Below are 19,092 nucleotides of genomic sequence, written 5' to 3'. Positions count from 1 at the left end.
CGTCTTTTATTCGCTCGATTACCAAGGCTTGTTCTGCTTCGCATCCCACCACAGTCGGGTGGCATTGGTATCGCCTCCTCTGGAAGTCAACTCAGGAATCTGCGTAGCTGCTTCAACTGCCTCGCGATTGGAGTTGTACTCGCCCTCTACGAAAATCAATCGCGCCATCACCTCGTCTCGAGGCACGTCTACGTTATCCGAGGCGACACGTGGATAGGGATCGGGGTAACCGGTTCTTCTAAGTTCGGTCCAAGCCTCCCAGCCATCCGGATAAATGGCTATCCATTTCTGGGTGATGATTTGCTCAAGCTGGCTTTCCATGTCGCCATTCTCAAGAAAAGCAACCGGAATGTCTGAAGATCCGGGCAGGTTCCAGGCAGAGTTTTCCGGATACACAACCGGAGCTGGCATGCTCATGCTCGCCGTATAGGCTGCGACTTGTTCCGGCGTAGCCGCAATGCGCTCTTCGGTCATGGACATTTCGATTCCTTTCTCGTAGAGTTCTTTTGCGGTACCGCCCATTGCCCAACCTTCCAGCGCACCTTCGGCACGTAGGAAGTACACTTCGGCCGCGCACATCATGCGGAATTCAGGACCGGCGGCGCTTCCACCTCTTACTTCATTTAGCCAGCGAACGCCCATATCGGAGAAGGCTCGGTTAAGTGCTCCCTGGTCCAGGTCTGCACGCGGTAGCCCATTTCTAAGCCCGCGGTAGGGCTTCCCTTCTCCAGAGGTAGTAAAGTCGTCCGTTTGACTGAAATAAATTTGCAGGCGGGGGTCTTCGTACCCGGAAAGGATACTCTCCATCAAGGCGCTCATTCGAAACTCACCCCAGTTGGTAATTGTCCAGTAGGGGTGTCGGGAAAACGGTGTGGTCAACACAGCGGCATTGTCAGCATTGCTCATCATCACCCCATCGGCTACGGCTTTTTCAGCCTCAGCTTTTGCCAGGGCAGGATCCACGTATTTCACCCGCATGGCCACGCGCAGGCGAAGGGAGTTCGCAAACGTTAGCCATTGGTCTGCATTGCCTGCGTAGACCTGATCGTGGCCTACAAAAGCCCTTGCTCCCGGATTTGCCTTCAGTGCATTTACTGCGATATCCAACTGGTTGAAAAAGTCGCGGTACACGGATTCCTGCGTATCGTAATTCACGCTGGTTTCTCCATTACCAAATTCGGAGTAGATGATCGGTCCCCAATAGTCGGTGTGACGTTGGTACGCATGCACCTTCAAAACGCGTCCAATGGCATTCTCAACCTCCATACCGTTCTCTTCGGTGAAGTCGACCACAAACTGCAGCAAAGGAGCTGCCTGCTGGTAGAAGTAATTCCACACACCATTTGACCATCCACCTACTTGAATGTGTCGATCGGAGTCAAAGTTTGTCGCCGTGTTGGCAAAATACTGGGAATAGATGTCTGCAAATAAGCTTTGTGCAAGCTGAAAACCACCTGCTCCTCCACCCGGCGCACCTCTCATGGACCTCATTTGGGCGTTGGCAAACGCTTGCCCCAACAGTCCTGCGTCTACATTCGACGCGATAATCGCATTAGGGGGCGTATTGATTTCCTCAAAATCTTCGGTACAGGACACAAAGACCGCTATAGAGAAAACAATCCCTAAAGATATTTTAAATATTTTCATAGTCTTGAAATTAATGTTTTTAGAGTCCAATATTCAGGTTGAAGCCATACGACCTTGCAGTGGGCGGACCAAAGGAATCAAATCCTTCCGCGGCAGCTCCGGTTCCAACGGTCACATCGGGATCAATGTTCCCAGCCTCGTTCAAGAAGAAAAACAAGTTTCGGGCAACAAAGTTAATACCCAGCGAACGAATGGGCAGATTACCCAGTTTGCTCGAAGGAATGGTATAACCGATTACGGCCTCTCTCATCCGTATGTTGGTCGCAGAATAAGAGAAAACCTCGCCGATAGGGGCATTTCTACCGCCCATGTTTACCCAGAACTGCTCTGCAGTGATAGGAATATTGTTGGGTTCTCCCGATTCAAGCACTGCAGTCTCGTGAGCCATGAAATTCTCGCCAAATATCAAACCTCCTTCTCTTCCTTCAAGCGTCTCCTCGGTTACACCATCTGCATAGATGATCGCATTGGTAAGAGAGGCGATGCTTCCACCTTCCCGGAAGTCTATGGTAAAGTTAGCCCGGAAGTTTTTGTAGGTGAATGAATTTTGAATTCCTCCCAACCATCTTGGATTGTAGTTGGCTACATTAACCGTAAATCCTGGGGTCGTTCTTGGAACGCCATTCGCACCAACAATAACCCTACCCTGGTCATCCCTGAGGTACCCTCTGGAATACACTTCACCAAAAGGTCGCCCTTCTTCTACACGATACCGACGAAGGAAATCACCTCCGATTTCAACGCTTGGACGGTCATCATTGATCTCTACCACCAACGGAATGTTTCTGGCAAAATTCATAGAGATATCCCAGTTAAAATCCGATTTTCGAACCGGAGTCAGTGTCAGAACAGTCTCTACACCGGTATTCTGTACGTTACCTCCGTTGGTGAAAAACTGGGAAGCGCCGGAACCTACGGGTAATGCAACCGTAAACAGCTGGTTGAAGGAATTCGTCCTATAGTAAGTAAAGTCCAGGCCGACTCGGTTGTCGAGAAAACGCATATCAGCGCCAATCTCTATGGATTGCGTGGTCTCTGGCAGTAGGTTTTCGTTGGGAAGCGTCGTGCTCAAGGACAAATATCCGCCCAATCCACCCGCAGCCAGGGAAGCTGTACGCTGCAATTGATAAGGGTTGGTATCGTTACCCACTTCGGCAAACGAGCCCCTTACTTTCGCAAAGGTAAACCATTCTGGGAATGCTACCAGATCCGAAAGGACCGCATTCAAGCCCACGGACGGATAGAAGAAGGACCAGTTGGCACGAGGCAGGGTGGAAGACCAGTCATTCCTGGCAGTTATATCCAGAAAGATGGAGTTTTTCCACGCCAGCTGTCCAAAACCATACAAGGAATTTACATTTCTAGGAGCCCCCACATTGTGCGTAGAAAGCACTTGTTGGGTATTGCTTAATGCAAAAAAGTTGGGAATGGTCAACTGAGGACCTGTATTGGAGTTCAGTCCTGAATTTCGGTTGATTCGTGCGTTTCCTCCCGCGTTGACGTTGAAATACCAATCGTCACTGAGTGACTTTTCATAAGTAATCAAAAAGTCTGTATTGATCTCCATGCTTTCGGAAAAACCTACGGAGTACCTACCACCCTGAGCAATGATGTACGAATCTGCCCATAACTTTTCCTCACTATCCCCAGTCGATCGGTCTAATGCTGCACGTGCCAATACATTTAGCCCCTCCGCCAATTCGTAGTTCAACGAAGTAAATGCAATGATTCGATCCAGCGTATTTGTTCGCAAGTTACGATTCGCTGCCCAGTAGGGGTTGGCACCACCGTTGGAACCTGGATTGAAATAGTTTTGTCGCAGTAGTCCCGCCTCGTTTACAAATTCGAAGTTGGAAATATCTTCCGTCCGAATATTTCGAGGGAGTCGTAGAATATGCCGGGTAGGGTTGGAATAGTTCTCACCCTGCGTTAACTGATTATCAATGTCCTGTTTGATGTAGTTTATCTTAGAATCCAAGGTCAACCTATCGGTCAACTTGTTTGTAAGTCGTAGATTTACACTATGCCTTCCAAGCGCATTGCCTGGTACAACTCCAGCAGCGTCATTAAAAGTGTAGGAAAAATACGTTTGATTCTTTTCATTTCCTCCACTGACAGTTAACGTAGTAGCAAAGTTGTGACCGGTCTGGTAGAAATCACTCACGTTATTGGGCTGGGGAGAAAATGGATAATTTTCGATTCCACTGTTGGGATCCGGCGACCAGAAAGGGACGGAAGAGCCATCCATTCTAGGCCCCCAGGAAAACTCCGACGCGCGCGAATAAACGCCTCCACTACCCTGTCCATAAACGTTTTGGAAATTTGTAAGCAGTATCGGTGTGTCGAACATGTAGGAGGTGTTTATGTTGACCTGAAATCCTCCTTCACGACCTCTTTTGGTGTTCACCACAATCGCACCGTTGTTGGCACGGCTACCGTACAGCGCCGCGGCGTTTGGGCCTTTCAGTACGTTGATGCTCTCAATATCGTCCGGGTTAAGGTTTTCGATCCCGGCGGCGGGCACACCGTCCACGATGTAGAGCGGCTGGCTGTTACCGGTTATCGACCGGTTTCCTCTCAGGATAACACGCGTAGGAGAACCTACACCACTACCAGATCGGTTGATGGACAAACCTGCTACCTTCCCGGAAAGGGAGTTCATCACGTTCAGTTCCCGAGCTTGAGACAGCTCCTCTGTTTTAACGTCCTGCACGGTATAGGTTAGCGCTTTCTTTTCTCGTTCCAAACCAAACGCCGTCACTACCACCTCGGATAGCGCTGACTCTTCTGCTGCCAGGGAAACATTGATCTCGCTGTTGTTTCCAACCGCTCGTTCCTGTTGCCCGTATCCCAAATAAGAAAAGACCAGCGTGGCCGATGAACCAGGTACACTGATGCTGTATTGCCCATCAATATCCGTGATGGTTCCTGTATTGGTCCCTTTGACCAATATGCTGACTCCCGGTAACGGGGCATCTGCATCCGCATCGATCACGGTTCCCGTGACCGTACGTTCCTGGGCCATGCCTTGAATGGCAAATAAGGCCAGGAATAAAACTAGTAAACTTTTTTTCATAAGTAAATAAACAATTGATTGAATTGGATCTTGGAATGTATTCCAATAGTTTAACTATAATCATCACTGTCGGAGATCAACAGTACCTTTCCGGAAACGTTCCGAAAACAACTTCGTAACAACTTGACGTTTTTTTGCATCATTCTTATTCCTACGAATCTGATTTTTACACAAATCTTCCGCAATAAGGTCTGATAGGATGGCTAGCTCGGGGTGATTTTGGTGCTAATATTAAGGAAAATTTGATTTACAAGCAACCCATTTACCTTTGAAATAATAATTTTCAATTTTCAGTCATATCCATTTTGAAGATATTCAAACCCACAAAAATACAAGCAGGAAATTTTCTCCAAGTCAAGCGTGTTTTGTCAAACAATATGCCTGCACTTTCCGGTAAAAAACAGTACTTATTTCGTTTTCGAAAGCATCTACCGGCTCCGAAACAACCTGTTTTCATTGTATAATTCCAATTTTTTTCGTTTCGCATAACCTTCTATTGTATTACTCCGCAATTTTTACTAAATACCGCTTAAAATTTGCTATACCTCTTATGAGTCACCGCACTTATTCATCCTCCTGCTGTTTTTTCTACCTGGTAAATTTGATTTTTTTTCTTTCCTCCTGCCATCCATCCCTTCCACCTGCCGATGCCAACAATGGCGGACTCACGCTGCCGGAAGGATTTGGAGCCCTGGTCGTGGTTGACAGCATCGGAAGGGGAAGGCATCTAGCCGTCAATGATAATGGGGATATTTATGTAAAATTGCGCTACGCCAAAGAGACCGGTAGCAACGTAGCCTTGCGGGATACCACGGGAGATGGCAAAGCAGATATCATTTCTTATTTCGGTGCGTACAAAGACGAGGGGAGCCTGGCAAACGGCATGCGCATTCACGAGGGTTACCTGTATTACAGTGCGGCACGCGTGGTGTACCGAAACCGCCTGGTGCCGGGAAAATTGGTGCCCGACAGCCCGATGGAGGTTGTGCTGACCGATGACCACGAACATGGGATTCACTGGCACATCACCAAACCGATGTCCTTTGACAACGAAGGCAACTTATACGTTCCCTTCGGCAGCCCCTCCAATGCCTGCCAGGACCTGGTGAATAAACCGGGGGGCATACCGGGCTCCGAGGGCTTGGACCCCTGCCCCGAACTAATCGAACACGGCGGGGTATGGAAGTTTCCGAAAGACAAACTGGGTATGACCCAAAAGGATGGTGAATTGTATGCGACCGGTATTCGCAGCGTAGTAGCCATGGATTACCATCCCGAAGACGAAGAACTGTACCTGCTCATGCATGGCCGGGACAACCTGCACCTGTTGTATCCCGAAACATTTACCCCCTGGGAGAGCGCGGTTTTGCCGTCGGAGGAATTTATCCGGGTACGAGAAGGGGGAGATTACGGCTGGCCCTATTGCTATTACGACCATATACAAGGGAAAAAAGTGCTGGCTCCCGAATACGGGGGGGATGGAAAAATAACCGGGAGGTGTGAAGGGATGGACGATCCGGTGATGGGTTTTCCGGGTCACTGGGCTCCCAACGATTTGCTGTTTTATAAAGGCGATCAGTTTCCGGAACGGTACAAGGGAGGGGCTTTTGTCGCCTTCCACGGGTCCACCAACAGAGCCCCCTATCCACAGTCCGGCTATTTTGTGGCCTTTGTCCCTTTTGAAAACGGACAAGCCACCGGGGAATGGGAAGTTTTCGCCAATGGATTTGCAGGAACCGACCCCATCGTCAACGTAAGTGATGCCGAATTTCGCCCCATGGGACTCGCCGAAGGCCCGGACGGCTCGCTCTACATTTCGGATTCCAACAAAGGACGAATCTGGCGCATTCTGTACACCGGAGATAAAACCAATTTTGGGGATGCACAACTCGCCGCCATGGAGGAGCAAAAACTACTGCCAAATGTACGCAGACCCGATCCGGAAAAAGACAACCTCGACCGAGGGCAACAGCCAACTGGAAATAAAGTCTATTCCACCTATTGCGCACCCTGTCACCAGCGGGATGGAAAAGGAGCCAGCGGAAGAATACCCGGACTCCACCAGACCGAATGGGTCTCGGGTGACAAAGAACGCCTGATTCGGATCGTACTTCAGGGATTGGATGGGGAAATAGAAGTGAACGGCGAACGATACGACAACGTCATGCCAGCCCATGGATTCCTCGACGATACACAAATTGCAAGTGTACTCACCTTTATCCGGGAGAATTTCGGCAATCAGGCCGGTGCAGTCCTGCCCGAAGAGGTAGCCACCCTGCGCTCCGATACTCCGTAGAAACTGGGAATTACCCCCTGACCAATTCCATCAACGCCAAATACCCCGTGTAGGAAATGATGCAGGCAAAAACCAAAGATGCTACCAGGCCCAGATTGAGCCAGATGCCTGCGCGATGGGTGCCCATCAGCTGTTTTTGATTGATAAGGTAAAGCATGCAGGCAATCACCAGCGGCAATACGAATACCGCCGCCACCTGTGTTACTATTTGGGCAAAAATTGGATTTGCTCCCAAGATAGGAACCGTTAGCCCAACCAGGCAGGCAAATCCCGTCAATATTTTGAATCGGCGGGAACGCGTATCCAGTTCTCCCTCTTTGTAATCGGCCACCAACAGCGGGGCCACCATCAGGATCGGAAAAACAGACGAGAGACCGGCACTCAGCGCTCCGGTCATAAAGAGGGCCACGGCAAATTTCCCTGCCACCGGCTCCAGGGTGTACACCATGTCCATAACTTTTTCGATGGTCTTACCTTCCGCATACAGCGCCCCGGTGGCAGCTGCCATGATCGACAAGTTAATAACCAGCATAAGCAATGCGCTTATCCAGGCATCTTTGGATTGTTCGGCCGTATGGCTAGGGCCCCAGCCTTTTCCCTTCATCAACAAGGGCCGTACAACGAAGGTAGGAGCTGCCATGGTAGTCCCCACGAAAGCCGCTACCAGGAGTTTTCCGCCCGCCACATCTGGAACAGAGGGGACAAGTCCAGCAAGCATTTGCCCCGGGTCCGGCAATACCACAAACATGGAAATGATGAACGAGATCCCCATTACCGTCACAAACACGATCAATACCTTTTCGAAAAACGAATACTGGCCCACCAACAGCAAGGCATACATTAAGACGATCAACCCAATGGCAATGCCCAGCACCGGCCAATAGGAATCTCCCGAAACGCCCGGAAAAAACAACACAACCATCTCGTAAATAGCGTTGGCACTCAAACCCAGGATACCGGAAAGGGAGTTCCACTGCGCCAAAATGATGCCTCCCACCACCAGGATAGAAATCCATTTCCCTCCCTTTAGTTTGGTTTTGAAGCTATAAATGGACGTTTGGCCGGTGATAACGGCGTACCTTCCATAGGCTTCCATCAGCACCCAGGAAAACACGCAGCTGAGCACCAATACCCAGAGCAACTGCATCCCAAATTGGCTGCCAGCCTTGGCCATGGATGTGACGCTACCGGTACCAATCGTGTAGCCAATGCAGAAAATTCCAGGCCCAATTCCAAGCATCCAAAGCCAAACTTTTTGCAGAAGGTTCTTTTTGGGTGTATTATTTGCTGTGTTCATAGCAGGACGGGATATAATTCGGTTTGCAAGCCGTTAATTTGACTATTTTTATCCTCAATAAAAAGCGAAAGTCCTTTTTGCCTGTCAATTTATAAAATAGGGCTTTGTTAAAACATTTTTTTTTGCAATATTTCCGTACTTCTCGTTAGAAATTCCACCGTTAATTGCTTGTTACACCCAAAATCCATTTCTCCTTGAACGCACTCCTCTTCTCTATCGATACCCTGCGCCGCAGCCTGCAAGTGCTTGTCGTATTGCTGCCGTTTTTATCGACGTCGGTCCTTGCACAGGACATTGACCTGCTGCTAAAAGGTGGTCACGTACTGGATCCCAAAAATGGGATTAACGAACCCATGGACCTGGGCATCACTGGCAAGACGATCGTAAAAGTCGAAAAAAACATTCCTGCCAGTGCAGCAAAAAAAGTCCTGGACATTAAAGGATTGTACCTTACGCCGGGGCTGGTAGACATGCATGTACACGTATTTCACGGGGCCGATACGGATTCTTACATTGCCAATGGTCTGACCAGCCTTCCGCCAGATGGGTTCACCTTCCGCTCCGGCGTTACCACCGTGGTCGATGCCGGGTCTTCCGGATGGCGAAATTTCCGCCAGTTCAAAAAACAAACCATCGACCGGGCGCAAACCCGGGTACTGGCTTTTTTAAACATCGTAGGCACCGGCATGTACGGAAGGTATGAAGAGCAAGATGTGATGGACATGAATCCGACCATGACGGCGAACATGATTCGCCGCTTGTATCCGGACATCCTGGTCGGTATTAAATCCGCTCATTACTGGGGAGATTTTACCCAGGTAGACATCGCCGTAGAAGCGGGAAAGCTGGCCCAGGTACCTGTGATGGTTGATTTTGGCGAGCACCAACCCCCTAATTCCATTGAATCCTTATTTATGGAACACCTGCGGCCGGGCGATATTTTTACCCATACCTTTTCCTACGGACCCGCCAACCGGGAGACCATAGTAGATGAGCAGCTGAAACTAAAACCCTTTATTCTTCAGGCGCAGGAGAAAGGAATTCGCTTCGATGTGGGCCATGGAGGCGGTGCCTTTTCTTTTCGGCAAGCCATTCCCGCCATCAAGCAGGGCTTTTTACCGGATGTGATCAGTTCAGACCTGCACAAAGACAGCATGAATGGAGGCTTTAAAGACATGGCCAACCTATTGTCCAAATTTATGAATATGGGACTGAGCCTGGAAGAGGTGATCGAACGAGCCACCTGGATGCCCGCCCAGGTAATCAATCGAAAGGATTTGGGAAACCTGGACGTAGGGTCAGAAGCAGACATTGCGGTATTTCGCCTGGTGGAAGGAAACTTTGGCTTTCAGGACATCCGGCGAACAAAAATCGATGGAGATAAGCGATTGGAAACCGAACTCACCTTGCGGGCAGGCAGAATTGTCTGGGATCTAAATGGTATGAGCGCACCCTACTGGGAATCCGAACTTAGCAACCGATAACCCACTACGAATGAAGCATTGCGTTCTGTTTTTCCTTGGGATGACCCTTGGTATCCCCCTTTTCGGTCAGGAATTTGACCTATTGATCCAGAACGCGTACCTGATCGATGCCAGAAATGCCCGGCAGGATACCTTGGATCTGGGAATGGCGAACGGAAAAATTGCGCAGGTCGCACCCTCCATCGATCCCAGCCGGGCAAAAAAAGTAATCGATGCTTCCGGGCTGATTCTATGTCCAGGCCTCATCGATACGCACACCCACGTATTTGTAGGCAGTAAGGCGCGTACCTTTGCGGATGGTTTTTCCAGCGTTTCGCCGGATGACTTTTCGTTTCGCTCGGGCGTCACCACGGTAGTGGATGCCGGTACTTCCGGGTGGAGAAACTTTGAGACCTTCAAAAAAAACGTCATTGACGCCTCCCAAACCCGGGTATTGGCCTTCTTAAACATTGCCGGTTCTGGCATGAGCGGCAATCCCAGCCAGGAAAACCTGGAAGACATGGATGCCGAAATGGCTGTGAAAATGATCCAGAAGTATCCGGATCATTTGGTTGGCATAAAAATAGGCCACTACACAGGTGAGGAATGGTTACCCTTTGACCGGGCGCTGCTGGCTGCAGAAACGGCCAAAAAACCGCTATTGGTGGAATGCCATTTACCGCAGTACACCCTCGCCGAACAGCTCGAAAAAATGCGGCCTGGAGATATCCTGACCCACAGTTTTGAGGAGATCGACGAGCGCATGCCCATCGTCGATGAAAAAGGCCGCTTGCGACCCTTCGTACAAACGGCCTACGAACGGGGAATCATCTTCGATGTGGGGCATGGCGGAGCCGGGTTCTGGTTTAGTCAGGCCATTCCTGCCCTGCGGCAAGGCCTTGTCCCCCATACTTTCGGCACAGACCTGCACCGGTTTAGCATGAACGCGGGAATGAAAAATATCCTGAATGTGATGTCCAAATTCATTGCCATGGGTATGGAAACGGAAGAAGTCATCAAACGGGCTTCCTGGCAGGCAGCCCAAGCCATACAACGACCAGACCTGGGGCATTTGAGCGAAGGAGCAGTAGCGGATTTGGCCCTACTGAAACTGCACGAAGGCGAATTCGGCTTCGTTGACGCTGCCGGAAACCGGATTGCCGGTAAATACAAATTGGAAGCAGAGCTGACCATGAAAGGTGGCAAGGTCGTGTACGACCTGAATGGTCTGACAGCAAAAACGTATAACGAAAACATGTTATGGATAGACGAGAAATGATTAAAAACCTGGCCATACTGCCCGTAGGTGGAAGCCTAATGGGCATGTCGCCCTTACTGGAAAAGCGAAAAAAGCCTACCGGTCCACTGGCCCTTGACGAAAACATTTACCGCTCCCTGGGTGTGGAGCCCATCATCAACTGCCGGGGCACCTTTACCATCATCGGTGGCTCCATCGAGCGACCCGAGGTGCATCAGGCCATGGCGGCGGCGGGAAAAAACTTTGTACAATACGATGAATTGGCCTTTGCAATCGGAGAAAGGCTGGCGGAAATCACCAAGGCGGAATTTGGCATCATCACCGCTGGCTGTGCAGCAGCCATGAAACACGCCACCGCAGCCTGCGTCACAGGAGGTAATCCGGAAAAACTCCTGCGTATCCCGGATCTCTCCGGAATGGAGAAAACCGAAGTGATCGTTCCCCGACACTCGCGTAACGTCTACGACCACGCGGTGCGAAACGTCGGAGTGACCATCGTGGAAGTCAATAGCCCCGAGGAATTGGAGCGTGCCATTAATCCCAAAACGGCAATGATCTACCTGATCTCGGGGAGAGGAGCGGCTACCGGACAGCCGCTGTCACTTGAGAACATTGCCCGAATCGCCAAAGACCAAGAGGTACCCATACTAATGGATGCCGCTGCCGAAAATCTGACGATTCCCTGTGTTCACTTTGAAAGAGGCGCTACCATGGTGGCATACAGCGGAGGAAAGGCCATTTGCGGACCGCAGTGTGCCGGACTGTTATTGGGAAGAAAAGACCTGATGCTTTCTGCCTGGCAGGCCAGCTCCCCTCATCATGGGCCAGGGCGAGACAATAAAGTGGGCAAGGAAGAAATGCTGGGCATGCTTGCCGCTGTGGAAGCCTGGACCACCCGTGACCACGAAAAAGAATGGGATACCTGGATGGAATGGCTCAATCAGATCGCCGACCGCGCAACCAAGGTCAAGGGGGTCAGCTTTCAGATCAACCAGCCCTTCGACCTAAACAACCGAGCTCCCATGCTGCAAATCTTGTGGGATCCGGAGCAGCTGCGGATAACGGGCGAAGAAGTGGCCGAGCGCTTTGGTCGCACCCCTCCACGCATAGCCGTGGGAAGTCGTAATCAGGACGGGCATACCTCCATCACCATCAGCCCCAACCAAATGCAGGCGGGCGAAGCCAAAGTAGTCGCCGACCGGATTCACCAAACACTATCGGAAAAACGAAAAGCTCCGGACAAGTCGCTGATCCCGCCGGTTGGAGATCTCAGTGGCAGTTGGGAAGTGGAAATGACTTTCTTTAGCAGCAAAAGTACCCATCAGTGGGTCTTGAGTCAGGACGAGAACTGGCTAAACGGCACACACATGAGTGATTTCGCCAAGCAAGACATCTACGGAAGTATCGAAGGAGACAAGGTTATCCTTCGAAGCAATTTCCGAAAACCGGGCGACTCGGTGGTCTACATGTTTACCGGCAAGCTTCAGGGAGAAAGCCTGGAGGGAGAAGTATTCATGGGAGAGTACCTAACCGCTCGTTTCAACGCCAAAAAGTCCGGAACGCAGCTAAGAAGAGAACGAATCATGGTTCCGTCTGGCCCTCCACTGGCCACGTAAGCAGCATGAAAGAAACGAACCATTCACCCAAAATGACCGGATTTCACCACCTTTAAAACCAGTAATTGTATGAAAAACTATGCATTATTCCTGTCATTGTCAATCCTGACACTCTTTTCCTGCACGCAACCGACCTCTGAGGTACAGGAAGACCCCGCTCCTACGCAACAGAAGAGTGACGGCCTGGACGCCGAGCAACGCCTTCGCGATCTGGGCATCGAGCTGATCCTGCCCAACCCGCCCACGGCCAATTACCTCAAGGCCAAAACCGTTGGGAATTTGGTGTACCTGGCCGGACATGGACCGGATCGACCCGATGGCAGTCAGGTAATCGGCAAATTGGGCTCGGAATTGGAATTGGAAGAAGGGATCGAAGCTGCGCGGTTTACCGGTATCTCCCTGCTTTCTTCTCTAAAGGCCGAAATAGGCGACCTCAACCGCGTGAAGAATATCGTACGCGCGCAAGGCATGGTCAATGCCGATCCGTCATTTAAGCAACACTCCCAGGTAATCAACGGTTTTTCAGACCTGATGGTAGAGGTTTTTGGCGAAAAGGGCAAGCATGCCCGGGCCGCAATCGGTATGAGTTCACTACCCAACAATATCGCGGTGGAAATCGACATGATCGTCGAACTTTATGAGTAATTGATTTCATATTCTAACGAAGGGTACTAAATTTAAGCCTTCCTAAAAACAAATCAGGCGGGGAGTACGCATACGTTCCCGCCTGGCTTTGGTTTGGGTAAATCCGTAACAGCTACCAAAAACCTCAGTCATTGTATGCCAATGAAACCCATCCAAACGGAATCCACCTTACAAACCCTCCTTCGGCAATTTCAAGACTGTCGGCACCAAACGGAGCAAATCTGCGCTCCCCTAACACCGGAAGACCATGTACCCCAGCCCATGGTCGATGTCTCTCCTCCAAAATGGCATCTGGCACACACCACCTGGTTTTTTGAGCAGTTTCTTCTGGGTCCCTTCAATCCGGATTACCGGGTTTACGATACCGATTTCGCGTACCTATTCAACAGCTACTACAACAATGCCGGGAAGCGCATCCTGCGGCCCAACAGGGGCCTGATGAGCCGTCCTCCCGTACAGGAAGTCTTGAACTACCGTTCGCACGTAACCCAGGCAGTCACGGACTTTATTTCCTCCAGAAGCACAGCTGCCAGGGCCCTGGAGATCCTTACGCTGGGCATTCACCACGAGCAACAACACCAGGAACTACTGGTCTACGACATCAAATACATACTGGGCCACCAACCCACCTTTCCGGTTTACGGGGAGGCCTTCGGCCTACAGGCGGAAAAACAGGAATTCAACTGGGTTCCCATGGAAGAAGGGATTTATTCGATTGGCTACCAGGGAGACGGCTTTTGCTACGACAACGAGTTGGCCCGGCACCGGGTCTTTCTGGAGCCCTACCGGATTGCCAACAAATTGGTAACCAATGGCGAATACATGGAGTTTATTGCATCCGGTGCCTATTCGGATTTTAATCTATGGCATGCCGATGGCTGGGATTTCTTGAAAGTCAATCAACTGACAGCGCCGCTGTACTGGCACCAGCAGGACGGACAATGGCTGCAATACACGTTGAACGGGCTGGTTCCCGTAGATCCTACGGCCCCCGTCCAACACATAAGTTTTTACGAAGCCTTTGCATTTGCGGAATGGCAGGGAAAAAGACTGCCTACCGAGTTTGAATGGGAAGCCGCTGCGGAGCAGTTTTCCTGGGGACAGGTCTGGGAATGGACCGGCAGTGCCTACCTCCCCTACCCCGGCTTTCATAAGGCTCCCGGCGCCTTGGGGGAATACAACGGCAAATTTATGGTAAACCAGCAGGTACTGAGGGGCGCATCCGTGGCCACCGCGGCGGACCATAGCCGGAACAGCTACCGAAACTTTTTTGCTCCTCCCTCCCGATGGATTTTTTCAGGTATCAGACTTGCCGATTCCCTATGAAGCCTACTGCATTCGAAAAAGACGTGGTCGAAGGACTCAACGCATCCCCGAAAAAACTGTTTTCCAAGTATTTCTACGATGAAAAAGGATCCGCGCTTTTTCAGCAAATCATGCAGCTACCCGAATATTACCTCCCGGCCTGCGAAACCGCTATTTTAAAGCAAAAGTCCAGCGAACTCCTCAAAGAGCTACCACTAGCGAACTACGAGGTGGTCGAGTTGGGGGCAGGAGATGGCACCAAAACCGCCCTCTTTCTGGAAGCCCTTATTCGGGCTGGAAAAACCATTCGCTACCTCCCATTGGACATTTCTCCTGACATTTTGGAATTCAACCGGGACTTTATGAAACAACGGATCCCGGAGCTGGCCGTAGAACCGATACCAGGGGACTACTTCCATACCCTGGAAAGCATAAAAACACGAAAAACTCCCAAAATCATTTTGTTTTTAGGCTCCAACATTGGAAATTTTGAAGGTGAAAAGGCCCTGGAATTTATTTCTTTTGTCAAAAAGTACCTAAACGAGGGAGACCACTTCCTGCTGGGTGTGGACCTGAAGAAAAACCCCCGAACCATTCTGGCCGCCTACGACGATGCAGCCGGCATTACCAAACAATTTAACCTAAACCTACTTGACCGGATCAACCGGGAACTGGGAGCAAACTTTACTCCCGCTAATTTTGACCACTATGCCAGCTACAATCCCGTCTCTGGAGCCACGACCAGTTACCTGATCAGCAAGCAGGCCCAACAGGTCCGGGTGGCGGGACACACCATCGATTTTAAGGCATTTGAACCCATTCACATGGAAGTGTCCCAGAAATACAGCTTGGATGACCTGGAAAACATCCGCGAGAACGCCGGCTTTCGTTCCGTGCAGCATTTTACCGATAGCCGTGATTATTTCAGCATCAGCCTTTTTGTGGTATAAGCCTACTCATCGAATCCGGGCCTCACAAAAAGGTCCATATTTGGAAATGTCTGTGCCAATTGCTCCTGTACTTGCTGGAGAGCTGCCATTACCCTGAACAGGGCACTTTCCTCTTCTTCAAAAAATCCCAGCAGCGTCGCCCAAGCCTGCAAGGAGCGTTCGATGGCTATCCGTGTTATTTTGGCAGTACCATTGTAACCCCGCTCCTTCTCAGGAAGCTGCTTGTCATAGTCTCCCTCTTTTCCCATCAATGCCCGATGGCTTTTTGCAACAATAAAATGTTGGTACCAGCGAATTACTTCCAGGCTTTCCCTTACCCGCAATATATCCCTTTCTCCTTCCTGCATCGTTCGTTTCCCCAGCTCCACCTCCTTAAAAATCATATCCATGCAGCTCTTTACCTGTCCTTGTTCCAGCCATTGCCGCGAAAGATCCAAATAAGCCAGGGACTTTTTTGTCAAGGGATGCTTTTCTACCGCCGTTTTCTGTTCCGCCCGCTCTTTCTCAAATCCCGCATCCGTTTTTGTCAGGTCAATGCCCTTTTCCCTGGCCATTTTATTTAGCAGTTTTATGGCCTCTTGCAGGGTCTTGGTAATAGGTTCCAGAGATGTTTCCCATTTCGGATCACTTTTGGCTACCTGCCGGTCTTCTCTATCCGTGGCAAAAACCCTGCACCTGTCGGTATAAACGCATCGTTCACACCAACGGTCACAATAATTGTGAATGCCTGAAATAAAATCATCCATGGTATTGTAAACTGTTCACCGAGGAAGGTACAAATTTAAGTCAGATTCCTGAAATTGTTGGGCGGAAAGCTTATCTTTCGCATCCGTATGTTTGCCTAATACCTTCAAGATGATACCAGAAAACCCCTATTTATTGCTTACTCCCGGACCCTTGAGTACCAGCAGGACCGTGCGTGCGGCCATGAACCGCGACTGGTGCACCTGGGACTCCGACTACAATAGTCTCGTACAGAAAATCCGAGCCAGATTAGTAGAATTGAGCCAGGGGGGATCCGCGTATACTTCCGTTTTAATGCAGGGGAGCGGGACGTTTTCGGTGGAGGCTGTTCTTTGGACCTGTCTGAAACCGGACAGTACGTTGTTGGTAATTTCAAATGGGGCTTACGGAAAGCGAATGGCTCGGATCGCGTCTCAAATGGGGGCCAATTTGCGTGTACTAACGTTTCCAGAAGGAAGCCAGCCGGACCCAAAGGTAGTGGAAAAAACCTTGCAGGAACATCCGGAAATCAGTCACCTGGGCATGGTGCATTGCGAAACCACCACCGGTATGCTCAACCGGTACGCGCCCATCGCGGATCTGGCAAGCAAATGGGAAAAGATCTTTATTCTGGATGCCATGAGCAGTTTTGGTGGCATTCCCCTGGATGTGCGTTCGCCAAAGATCGACTTTCTCATCAGCAGTGCCAATAAATGCATACAGGGCGTTCCGGGATTTGGTTTTGTGCTCGCCGACCGCACCCGTCTCCAAGGTTGCGAAGGAAACTCAAAAAGCCATTCACTGGACCTGGTCGATCAATGGAAAACCATGGAGGAAAACCAGGGCAAATGGCGGTTTACTTCCCCAACCCATACCGTTCGGGCGTTTTTGCAGGCTTTGCAAGAGCTGGAAGAGGAAGGTGGCGTAGCAGCGAGGTATCAACGGTACCGGTTGAATCACGAAATCCTGATTCGGGGAATGGAAAATGCGGGAATTCGGGCTTTCCTTTCTGCTGAGGACCAATCACCTATCATAACGGCCTTCCATGAGCCTGAAAATCCCGGTTTTTCCTTTGAAAAACTGTACCACTTATTGAAATCCGAGGGCTTTGTTATTTATCCGGGAAAGGTTTCGCAAGCACCTACCTTCAGAATCGGACATATCGGACATGTCTTTCCAGCGGACATTCACCGCCTGGTAGCGGCAGTAGAAAAAATAAAATTTTGGTAAATTAACATGGAGTGTCCGGGGATGAAATGCTTTGCTTTTGGAACTCCCCGGACACTATTTGGACTAAGATCTTTCGACTTTATTTTTTGCCGTAAGTAATCCCTTCCCAGTCGTCCGTTCGAAACGGATTGGCGGGTAGTCCTTCCTTGTTGTACAGATTGACATCATCCGGATTGTCCGCCCAGCCGTATCGTACTGCGACCGGTTGCGCGATATCTCCGGTTTCCAAAACGACTTGATTTCCATCCTGGTATCCTTTCACCCAGTGAAATTCCTTGTCATCGCCTGCGACAGCGAAGCCTTTTACGTACCCGTATTTATCTTTAACCCACAGCCCGGAACCCAGGTGATCAAAACTGACCCGGATCCGATCGCCCTGGATCTCCATGGATTTGAAGGTAGGGCCGCTATAGACCAGGTCCATGCCGAAGGCCACTTTTTTTGCCGCCAAGGCGAGCCTTTCGGCGACGGTCCATTTGTCCCTGGGATGGATATCGTCTGCTTCGCCCTTGTCAATAATGACCGCTTGTGCGGTATTGGGAAGGGAAAGAGTCATGCTCTGGGCCTCCCGCAACTCCGCCCAATCGCTGTCTTCGGGATTTTCTTTGGGCTGCTTGAAATTTGCCAATTGCACCCAGATAAAAGGGAAATCTCCCTGTCCCCATTGTTGCCGCCAGTCTTGGATCATCAGCGGAAAGATCTCCCGGTATTGGTAGGCCCTGCCGGCATTGGACTCGCCCTGGTACCAAAGGGCACCTTTGATGGCAAAGGGAATCACCGGCTCCAGCATGCCATAATACAGGCTCGTGGGCCAGTTGTTCGGTCTTCGGACTTCGGGATCGGAGAAATCGCTGGGACCTTCCGCCTGGTTCGTAGCGATTCGCTGGCTAAAATCTTCGTGGGAGGCCAGCGCTTCTGCGCTCGTCCAGGCTTCGGAAACGGTTCCCCCCCAATTGATATCCAACAAGCCGATAGGAACGTCCAAATCTACCTGCATTCGCCGCGCAAAATAATACCCGATTGCAGAAAAATTTTCGACGGAAGCCGGCGTGCAAATGGACCATTTGGCTTCTGCCACGTCGTCGAGGGGTTGCAGGCTCATGTTTCGCCCCACCTCAAACAACCGGATGTTTGGGTAATTGGCTACCTTGATGCTGTCTTCTCCGTTATTGGTGTTTTTTAAGGCCCACTCCATGTTGGATTGTCCTCCCAGCAACCACACGTCACCCATCATGACGTTTTCGTAGGCAAGGGATTCTTTGGGCGTGCTCACCGATAGTGTGTAGGGGCCGCCTTTGGGAAGTGCATCCATTTTGAGCTCCCAGGCGCCGGCTTTATCCGCCCTTACCCGGTATTCCTTCCCTTGAAAGCTGACAATCACCCGTTGCCTGGGGTCTGCCGTACCCCAAACGGGAATCTCCTGCCCTCGTTGCAAAACCATGTGATCGGCAAATACCCGCGGTAATTTCAGCTCGGCCTGTACCTGAAACATCCACAGGCAGAGCGCGATAAGCATCCCAATTTTTTTCATTGTTATCTGGATTTAGTTTAGTAGAAAAAACATCCGATAAGATACGTGTTTTTAA

The 19,092-nt window shown here is 50.4% G+C and carries 13 protein-coding genes; 8 read left to right on the top strand and 5 right to left on the bottom strand.

Features of this window, described 5'->3' with window-relative positions:
- Positions 1 to 18: 18 nt before the first annotated feature.
- Together BMW71_RS09650 and BMW71_RS09645 are read right to left on the bottom strand one after the other, a co-directional pair.
- The gene (locus BMW71_RS09650; protein WP_092172926.1) at positions 19 to 1,647 is read right to left on the bottom strand and encodes a SusD/RagB family nutrient-binding outer membrane lipoprotein; all 1,629 of its coding nucleotides are present in this window, start codon (positions 1,645 to 1,647) and stop codon (positions 19 to 21) included.
- 19 nt (positions 1,648 to 1,666) lie between these two features.
- The gene (locus BMW71_RS09645; protein WP_092172923.1) at positions 1,667 to 4,723 is read right to left on the bottom strand and encodes a SusC/RagA family TonB-linked outer membrane protein; all 3,057 of its coding nucleotides are present in this window, start codon (positions 4,721 to 4,723) and stop codon (positions 1,667 to 1,669) included.
- Between the two features lie 550 nt (positions 4,724 to 5,273).
- Here BMW71_RS09645 and BMW71_RS09635 point away from each other — a divergent pair.
- On the top strand, positions 5,274 to 7,019 hold the full coding sequence (locus tag BMW71_RS09635) for a PQQ-dependent sugar dehydrogenase (protein WP_092172918.1): 1,746 nt from the start codon (positions 5,274 to 5,276) through the stop codon (positions 7,017 to 7,019).
- Between the two features lie 10 nt (positions 7,020 to 7,029).
- On the opposite strand, the gene BMW71_RS09630 is transcribed toward BMW71_RS09635, so the two are convergent.
- On the bottom strand, positions 7,030 to 8,316 hold the full coding sequence (locus BMW71_RS09630) for an Nramp family divalent metal transporter (RefSeq protein WP_092172915.1): 1,287 nt from the start codon (positions 8,314 to 8,316) through the stop codon (positions 7,030 to 7,032).
- Positions 8,317 to 8,510: 194 nt separating this feature from the next.
- On the opposite strand from BMW71_RS09630, the gene BMW71_RS09625 reads away from it, so the two are divergent.
- From BMW71_RS09625 to egtD, 6 genes are all read left to right on the top strand, one after another.
- Positions 8,511 to 9,800 (top strand): amidohydrolase/deacetylase family metallohydrolase, encoded by a 1,290-nt coding sequence (locus BMW71_RS09625; RefSeq protein ID WP_244891137.1) that lies wholly within the window; start codon positions 8,511 to 8,513, stop codon positions 9,798 to 9,800.
- A 10-nt stretch (positions 9,801 to 9,810) separates the two neighbouring features.
- Positions 9,811 to 11,058: an amidohydrolase/deacetylase family metallohydrolase gene (locus BMW71_RS09620; RefSeq protein ID WP_092172911.1), complete on the top strand. Its 1,248-nt coding sequence runs from the start codon at positions 9,811 to 9,813 to the stop codon at positions 11,056 to 11,058.
- Entirely contained in the window at positions 11,040 to 12,653 is a 1,614-nt protein-coding gene (locus BMW71_RS09615; protein ID WP_092172909.1) for an aminotransferase class V-fold PLP-dependent enzyme, read from the top strand. The genes BMW71_RS09620 and BMW71_RS09615 overlap by 19 nt, the downstream gene beginning before the upstream one ends.
- 69 nt (positions 12,654 to 12,722) lie before the next feature.
- Positions 12,723 to 13,298, top strand: coding sequence for a RidA family protein (locus tag BMW71_RS09610; RefSeq protein WP_092172906.1), 576 nt, complete (start codon positions 12,723 to 12,725; stop codon positions 13,296 to 13,298).
- A 141-nt stretch (positions 13,299 to 13,439) separates the two neighbouring features.
- Positions 13,440 to 14,624 (top strand): ergothioneine biosynthesis protein EgtB, encoded by a 1,185-nt coding sequence (gene egtB / locus BMW71_RS09605; protein WP_092172903.1) that lies wholly within the window; start codon positions 13,440 to 13,442, stop codon positions 14,622 to 14,624.
- Positions 14,621 to 15,553, top strand: a complete 933-nt coding sequence (egtD, locus tag BMW71_RS09600) for an L-histidine N(alpha)-methyltransferase (protein WP_092172900.1) — start codon at positions 14,621 to 14,623, stop codon at positions 15,551 to 15,553. Before egtB ends, egtD begins: the two co-directional genes overlap by 4 nt.
- 2 nt (positions 15,554 to 15,555) lie before the next feature.
- On the opposite strand, the gene BMW71_RS09595 is transcribed toward egtD, so the two are convergent.
- A complete protein-coding gene (locus BMW71_RS09595) occupies positions 15,556 to 16,299 on the bottom strand; it encodes a hypothetical protein (protein WP_092172897.1) in 744 nt (247 codons plus the stop codon).
- A 109-nt stretch (positions 16,300 to 16,408) separates the two neighbouring features.
- Here BMW71_RS09595 and phnW point away from each other — a divergent pair, with 109 nt between their 5' ends.
- Positions 16,409 to 17,506 (top strand): 2-aminoethylphosphonate--pyruvate transaminase, encoded by a 1,098-nt coding sequence (phnW, locus tag BMW71_RS09590; protein ID WP_092172894.1) that lies wholly within the window; start codon positions 16,409 to 16,411, stop codon positions 17,504 to 17,506.
- 79 nt (positions 17,507 to 17,585) lie between these two features.
- On the opposite strand, the gene BMW71_RS09585 is transcribed toward phnW, so the two are convergent.
- Entirely contained in the window at positions 17,586 to 19,037 is a 1,452-nt protein-coding gene (locus BMW71_RS09585) for a sialate O-acetylesterase (RefSeq protein ID WP_092172891.1), read from the bottom strand.
- Positions 19,038 to 19,092: the final 55 nt, after the last annotated feature.

It is taken from the genome of Cyclobacterium xiamenense (assembly GCF_900109255.1).
GTDB classification, from domain to species: Bacteria; Bacteroidota; Bacteroidia; order Cytophagales; family Cyclobacteriaceae; genus Cyclobacterium; species Cyclobacterium xiamenense.
The sequence above is the reverse complement of the archived record's forward strand: the minus strand, read 5'-3'. Positions and strand labels throughout refer to the sequence as shown.

Excerpts from the sequence above, each read along its gene's own strand:
- BMW71_RS09650 (WP_092172926.1), bottom strand. The coding sequence starts at position 1,647 with ATGAAAATATTTAAAATATCTTTAGGGATTGTTTTCTCTATAGCGGTC.
- BMW71_RS09645 (WP_092172923.1), bottom strand. The coding sequence starts at position 4,723 with ATGAAAAAAAGTTTACTAGTTTTATTCCTGGCCTTATTTGCCATTCAA.
- BMW71_RS09635 (WP_092172918.1), top strand. The coding sequence starts at position 5,274 with ATGAGTCACCGCACTTATTCATCCTCCTGCTGTTTTTTCTACCTGGTA.
- BMW71_RS09630 (WP_092172915.1), bottom strand. The coding sequence starts at position 8,316 with ATGAACACAGCAAATAATACACCCAAAAAGAACCTTCTGCAAAAAGTT.
- BMW71_RS09620 (WP_092172911.1), top strand. The coding sequence starts at position 9,811 with ATGAAGCATTGCGTTCTGTTTTTCCTTGGGATGACCCTTGGTATCCCC.
- BMW71_RS09615 (WP_092172909.1), top strand. The coding sequence starts at position 11,040 with ATGGATAGACGAGAAATGATTAAAAACCTGGCCATACTGCCCGTAGGT.
- BMW71_RS09610 (WP_092172906.1), top strand. The coding sequence starts at position 12,723 with ATGAAAAACTATGCATTATTCCTGTCATTGTCAATCCTGACACTCTTT.
- egtB (WP_092172903.1), top strand. The coding sequence starts at position 13,440 with ATGAAACCCATCCAAACGGAATCCACCTTACAAACCCTCCTTCGGCAA.
- egtD (WP_092172900.1), top strand. The coding sequence starts at position 14,621 with ATGAAGCCTACTGCATTCGAAAAAGACGTGGTCGAAGGACTCAACGCA.
- BMW71_RS09595 (WP_092172897.1), bottom strand. The coding sequence starts at position 16,299 with ATGGATGATTTTATTTCAGGCATTCACAATTATTGTGACCGTTGGTGT.
- phnW (WP_092172894.1), top strand. The coding sequence starts at position 16,409 with ATGATACCAGAAAACCCCTATTTATTGCTTACTCCCGGACCCTTGAGT.
- BMW71_RS09585 (WP_092172891.1), bottom strand. The coding sequence starts at position 19,037 with ATGAAAAAAATTGGGATGCTTATCGCGCTCTGCCTGTGGATGTTTCAG.